At 46.6% G+C, this 6,220-nt stretch carries 7 protein-coding genes; 2 read left to right on the forward strand and 5 right to left on the reverse strand.

Annotated elements, in window-relative coordinates; translation table 11 throughout:
• Positions 1–8: 8 nt before the first annotated feature.
• From gmk to VN105_RS11745, 3 genes are all read right to left on the reverse strand, one after another.
• On the reverse strand, positions 9–578 hold the full coding sequence (gene gmk, locus VN105_RS11735; RefSeq protein ID WP_325641045.1) for a guanylate kinase: 570 nt from the start codon (positions 576–578) through the stop codon (positions 9–11).
• 101 nt (positions 579–679) lie between these two features.
• Positions 680–1,990: a UDP-N-acetylglucosamine 1-carboxyvinyltransferase gene (murA, locus tag VN105_RS11740; RefSeq protein WP_325641047.1), complete on the reverse strand. Its 1,311-nt coding sequence runs from the start codon at positions 1,988–1,990 to the stop codon at positions 680–682.
• Positions 1,987–2,706: a DUF4290 domain-containing protein gene (locus VN105_RS11745; protein WP_325641049.1), complete on the reverse strand. Its 720-nt coding sequence runs from the start codon at positions 2,704–2,706 to the stop codon at positions 1,987–1,989. The genes murA and VN105_RS11745 overlap by 4 nt, the downstream gene beginning before the upstream one ends.
• Positions 2,707–2,848: 142 nt before the next feature.
• Between VN105_RS11745 and VN105_RS11750 the strand changes: the two genes are divergently transcribed.
• Positions 2,849–3,601 carry an SDR family NAD(P)-dependent oxidoreductase gene (locus VN105_RS11750; RefSeq protein WP_325641051.1) on the forward strand — a complete coding sequence of 251 codons (753 nt, stop codon included), beginning with the start codon at positions 2,849–2,851 and terminating at the stop codon, positions 3,599–3,601.
• A 109-nt stretch (positions 3,602–3,710) separates the two neighbouring features.
• Positions 3,711–4,418 (forward strand): alpha/beta hydrolase, encoded by a 708-nt coding sequence (locus tag VN105_RS11755; RefSeq protein WP_325641053.1) that lies wholly within the window; start codon positions 3,711–3,713, stop codon positions 4,416–4,418.
• A 4-nt stretch (positions 4,419–4,422) separates the two neighbouring features.
• On the opposite strand, the gene VN105_RS11760 is transcribed toward VN105_RS11755, so the two are convergent.
• On the reverse strand, positions 4,423–5,352 hold the full coding sequence (locus tag VN105_RS11760; RefSeq protein ID WP_325641055.1) for a tryptophan 2,3-dioxygenase family protein: 930 nt from the start codon (positions 5,350–5,352) through the stop codon (positions 4,423–4,425).
• 61 nt (positions 5,353–5,413) lie between these two features.
• Positions 5,414–5,881, reverse strand: coding sequence for an Lrp/AsnC ligand binding domain-containing protein (locus VN105_RS11765; RefSeq protein ID WP_079471223.1), 468 nt, complete (start codon positions 5,879–5,881; stop codon positions 5,414–5,416).
• Positions 5,882–6,220: the final 339 nt, after the last annotated feature.

Consider the following 6,220-nt stretch of genomic DNA (forward strand, 5'->3'; position numbering starts at 1 on the left):
TCACGTCGCTATTTTATATTTAAAAAATCTGTTACCAGCTTTTTTACTTCTTCATATGCTTTTTCCAGTTCATCGTTTACTACAATCTGGTCAAATTCATGGGAAAACGACAGCTCATAGCGGGCTTTTGCCAGTCTTTCGTCGAGGGAGGCCTGTGTTTCCGTGCCTCTTTCACTGAGCCGTACGCGCAGTGCATCTAACGAAGGGGGCTGTATGAAAATGGTGAGTGCGTTGCCGTGATACTTTTCTTTGATAGATAAAGCGCCTTTCACATCGATATCTACCATGGGTACCTGGTTATTATTCCAGATACGCTCCAGTTCACTTTTAAGGGTGCCATAATACTTGCCGGCGTACACCATTTCATATTCGGCGAAAGCGTTTTCCTCGATCCGCTGGTGAAATTCATCGGCCGACAGGAAGTAGTAGTCTTTTCCATGTACTTCGCTGGCGCGCGGGGTGCGGGTGCTGGCGGAAATTGAAAAGGCCAGTACCGGCATATTGGCCAGCAGTTTTTTTACGATAGTGGTTTTACCGGCGCCGGAAGGAGCCGTAACAATGATGATCTTCTTTTCCATTATTAATTACAATCAAGGTAGCGGTTACTTCAAAAGCAAAACCCAAAAACCAGTAAAATGTTTTGCTGGTATTTGGGTTCTGAAGAAGTATGAACAACTGTTTATACTCTCTTTATATCTGCGCCCAGTTTTCTCAACCTTTCGTCGATGTACTGGTAGCCACGGTCTATCTGGTCAATATTCTGAATAGTGCTTTTTCCTTCTGCACTGAGTGCAGCGATCAGCAGGGATACGCCGGCACGGATATCGGGTGAAGACATGGTGATACCACGCAGATTATGCTGGCGGCCCAACCCGATGACTACGGCACGGTGCGGATCGCATAAAACGATCTGTGCGCCCATGTCTATCAGTTTATCCACGAAAAACAGCCTGCTTTCAAACATCTTCTGATGGATCATCACACTGCCTTTTGCCTGTGTGGCCACTACCAGCACAATGCTCAGCAGATCGGGTGTGAAGCCGGGCCAGGGATGATCGGAGATAGTAAGAATAGAGCCGTCGAGGAATGTCTGGATTTCATAGGAGTCCTGGGAAGGGATAAAGATATCGTTTCCCCTGATTTCCATTTGAATGCCCAGTTGCCGGAACTTTTCAGGTATAATCCCGAGGTTGTCCACGCCGGCATTTTTGATAGTGATCTCACTTTGCGTCATGGCAGCCAGGCCAATGAAGGAGCCGATTTCGATCATATCGGGGAGCATGCTGTGTTCGCAGCCACCCAGGTATTTTACGCCTTCAATGGTAAGCAGGTTGGATCCTACGCCGCTGATGCGGGCGCCCATACGGTTCAGCATTTTACAAAGCTGTTGCAGGTATGGTTCACACGCTGCGTTATAAATAGTAGTGGTTCCTTCCGCCATTACCGCTGCCATTACAATATTGGCGGTACCGGTAACGCTTGGCTCGTCCAGCAGCATATAGGTGCCTTTGAGGCCTCCGGAAGATTCCAGCCGGAAATAATTATCGTCTGCATCGTACACAAACCTGGCGCCCAGTTTTTCGAAACCGATAATGTGGGTGTCCAGCCTGCGTCGGCCTATTTTATCGCCTCCGGGTTTGGGAATGAAGGCGCGTCCGAACCTTGCGAGCAGCGGACCGGCAATCATTACCGAGCCTCTGAGCCGGCCTGATTTCTTTTTAAACTCGGGGCTTTCCAGGTATTTCAGATCTACTGCATCGGCCTGAAATTCGCAGGTATCCCTGCTGATACGGTTTAATTTTACGCCAGCATCTCCCAACAACTCTATCAGCAGATTTACATCTACTATATCCGGAATATTAGTGATAGTAACCTTTTCGGGGGTTAGCATCACAGCACTGATGATTTGTAAAGCTTCGTTTTTGGCACCCTGGGGTATAATTTCTCCCTTTAAGCGGTTGCCGCCTCTTACTTCAAAAGCACTACTCACTTGTTCCTGTTTTTGTTGTATTTGTTATTGTGCTTATTGTTATTGTCCCGGCTTTTACCGCCGCTGTTGCCGCTATTGCTGCTTTTGAACTTATTTTGCTGGAAGTTTTTGCGCTTGTTGGAACGGAACTGTTCACCGGCGCCTGCGACATTACCGCTTTGGGGGAAGTTTACAGGGCCTGCGACATGCGCAGTGTGGCCCGGATGGTATTCCAGCTGGTTGTTGGTGATGGCCAGTAATTCGGCCTTAATAGCATCGTCATGCACACTTTCCTTGTGCCAGTTGCTATACGCCAGCTTCATGTAGTTACCGATACATTGGGTAAATCCTTCTTTTTTTTCAGGATTATCTTCATGTACCGCTTTATCGATGATCATTTCCAGGTTTTTGCCGAAGTGACGGTTCCTTGGATATTTTTTTGGATAAGGAAGTTTATCTGGCTTGGCTCTCAGCTTTTCGATGGTGGGGATTGGATATGGGGACTCCACATTCAGGTTAAAGCCGGAGATATTAAAGATATGATCCCATAATTTATGCCTGAAGTCTTCCACATTACGTAAATGCGGGTTCAGCGTACCCATCAGCTCTATTACAGCCATAGCATTACGCTGGCGCTCTTCGTCGTCTTCTATGGTTACCAGGTATTCCACCATTTTCTGGATATTCCTGCCATATTCCTTCATTATCAGGTAATTGCGCGTGGTATTATATTCCATTACTAGTATTTAAAAAAAATTGATTTGATGATGGGACATCTTAAGTGAAGAAAATTAATCGGCAACATCTATGCAAACATAATAAAAAAATACGAGGAACATTTCATTGGGCTGTATTGTTTATTAGAGCAAAAACATTGTTATGGAGCAACTAAAAAACAAGGTGGCGCTGGTAACAGGCGCAGGTTCCGGCATTGGCAAATGTGTGGCCGAGCTGTATGCAGCCAATGGGGCGGGTGTGGTGATCAGCGACATTGATGAAAAAGGTGGAAATGCGGTGGCAGAGGGAATTAAAAGTAAGGGCGGCAGCGCTGTTTTTATAAAGTCGGATACCAGCAACCCATCGGACTGTGAGCAGCTGGTGGCCAAAACCCTGGAGCAGTTCGGGCAGCTGGATATTGCCTGCAACAATGCCGGTATTGGCGGTGCAGCCGCTCCCACCGGTGAGTACAAGCTGGAGGACTGGCAAAAAGTTATCAACATAAATCTCAATGGCGTTTTTTACGGTATGCGGTACCAGCTCCCGGTGATGGAAAAGGCCGGTGGGGGGATCATTGTAAACATGGCTTCCATCCTGGGGGCAGTTGGTTTTGCAGGCTCCTGCGCCTACGTGGCCGCCAAACATGGCGTGGTAGGACTTACGCAGGCAGCGGCAGTGGAGTATTCCGCCAAAGGCATCCGGGTAAACGCCGTGGGACCGGGATTTATTGAAACCCCATTATTAACCAAACATCTGAGCCAGCAGGAGATGCAGGCACTTGTGGGCCTGCATCCCATAGGCAGGTTAGGCAAGCCGGAAGAGGTAGCAGAGCTGGTGTTGTGGCTCAGCTCTCCGCAATCATCTTTCGTAACCGGCAGCTACTATCCCATTGATGGAGCATACCTGGCCAGATGATTTGGTTATGTTATTTTTCCGGGTATTTCAGGGAGATAAAAATTATTATCTCCCTGAAAAATTCAACAATCAAACCTGCAATTCCCGAAATGTTTGCTAGTTTTAGTCAATGCAAACACATAAACTCCCCATACTTTTTTTACATGGCGCCCTGGGCGCCGCCTCTCAATTTGAACCATTGGCTGCGGCAATGTCTGATCACTACGATGTGCACCTGATCAACTTCAGCGGGCACGGCAATGTGCCTTTTTCAGAGCAGGGATTCAGTATACAGGTATTTGCGGCGGAGGTATTATCCTATCTTGATAGCCATCAGCTTGATTTTGTACACATTTTCGGATACAGCATGGGCGGCTATGTAGCCATGTACCTGGCGAGGCATTACCCGGAAAAAACCGGGCGGGTGATTACGCTGGCTACTAAATTTAACTGGAACGAAGCAACTGCAGGCAAAGAAGTCAGGCAACTGAATCCCGACCTGATCGCGGAAAAGGTACCGGCTTTTGCCAAAGTGCTGGAAGCCAGGCATACCGCGGGCGACTGGAAAACGGTAGTAACGCGTACCGCGCAGCTGATAGAGGAACTTGGGCACCAGTCGTTGCTGAAGCCGGCAGACTATGCGCAGGTAGTAACCCCGTGTATGCTGATGATGGGCGACCGTGACAACATGGTGTCTTTCCAGGAAACCATTGAAGTGTACAAGGCCCTTCCGCTGGCGCAGCTAACAGTGATGCCGGATACGGCGCATCCGTTGGAAAAGGTAGATGTGCCGCTGCTGGCCTATTATTTAAGAAGATTTACAACACAGGATATCTGATCATTTATTCGCCCATAGCGATTTTGCCCCAGTTGTTCAGTTCTTCTTCCGTCCACAATGCGGGGAAGAAAACAATGCGCTTATTTTTCGGGGGCAGGAATTGCTGCCAGTTGGTGCCGCCGGTAGCGGCGATGTCTTCCGGTTTTTTATGCAGGTATCGCACTGCTGATTTGTAGTGCATCAGCGGCCAGCGTACGTTTACATTGAGGTCGTATTCCCTTAGCAGCGGAATTAATTCCGTTTGTGCAGCGGGGCTGAGTTTATTGTAACTGGCAAGCAGGTTACAGTTTTGGTACCGGGTAGCCAGTTGCAGGAAGGTATCCATATATTTCAGCTCAAACTGGCGCAGGGTAAGTGTTTTTTTGCCGGTAGCCAGTTCAGTGGCGCCGCTTCTCCAGTAAATTTTGTCCAGTACATCTTTCAGGTCCATTCCTTCCACTTCCGGGCGCTGGGGTTCATATACCAGGTTGTTTAACCGGGTAGAACAGATCTCGATCATGCGGAATTGTCCGCTCTGGAATCCACTGGCGGGTAACAGCGCCATGCGGAATTGCAGGAACTGTTCCTTGTCCATCCCATCTACCATTATTTCAAATGAGGTAGTAAGGCTGTGGAAATAATTGTTGATCCTTTTAAGCTGGGTTTTGAATATCTCAGCCGTCAGTACAGGTGCAAGGCTGATTTGTTCGATTGCCTGCAGCGATAATTTCAAATACAATTCCGTGATCTGATGGTAGATGATGAAAATTCTTTCATCAGGAATTGGTGTGCGCGGATGTTGCAGGTTAAGCAACACATCCAGTTGAATATAGTCCCAATAAGTGAGGTAGTCCGCGTACAGCAAGCCATCCAGGTAAGATGACAGGTTTTGGCCCATAGCGGCATACTTTTCTTCCAGCCGTTGGATTTTTTCGGCAATTTCTGGTGTAACCATAGTGAAAATTAATCATTAAGAATGAATAGCAACAGGGTAAACTTTCATCCTTAAAGATCAATTATTCCACCACGTTTATGGTCCGGTAGAAGCTTTCTTCGAGTGAGATCAGGGTTTCGGTTCTTTCAATGCCTTTTATTTTCTGTAATTCATCGTGGAGGATGCGGCGAAGCTGGGTGATGTCTTTACAGATGATTTCTGCAAACATGCTATAGCTGCCTGTAGTATAATTAAGGCGTACCATTTCAGGGATTTTCCTCAGTTCTTTGGCTACAGTATCGTACATAGAGCTCTTTTCCAGGTAAATGCCGATAAAAGCGATCACATCATAGCCGATCATTTTTAAATCTACATGTAATTTAGTACCTTTAACTACACCCAGTTCTTGTAATTTCTTCATTCTCACGTGGATAGTCCCGCCGGAAACGAATAATTTCTTCCCCAGGTCGGCGTAGGAGATCTCAGCATTAGACATCATCTCGCTGATAATCTGCAAATCTAGTTTGTCAATATTCAAATTGTGGCTCATTTTTACAATTTGTTTTTGAATGTTTTAAAGTTATATGCAAATATTTAAAAAATATCGAAAATTCCAAAATTCTTCTTAAAAAATTTGCAAGAAAGTCACCTTCTCTTTAGATTTGCATCATAATCATTACACAAACGGCTAACGAAAAGCAATAGCTGGTAACGGTTTGAACACATTGTGGGATGATGAAATTGGCAGACATGCCCTCTTGTCTCGGGGGTGGGGATCACAGGATAAACGTAGTATAATTGGGTTGACCACTAATCTTACTTGTGCTACAGCTAACTGCCCCGTGGAGGTTCGACTCCTCCTCCTACAGCTTAATTGGTTTAAAGAGCT

This window comes from Chitinophaga sp. (assembly GCF_035564935.1).
In the GTDB taxonomy this organism is placed as follows: domain Bacteria; phylum Bacteroidota; class Bacteroidia; order Chitinophagales; family Chitinophagaceae; genus Chitinophaga.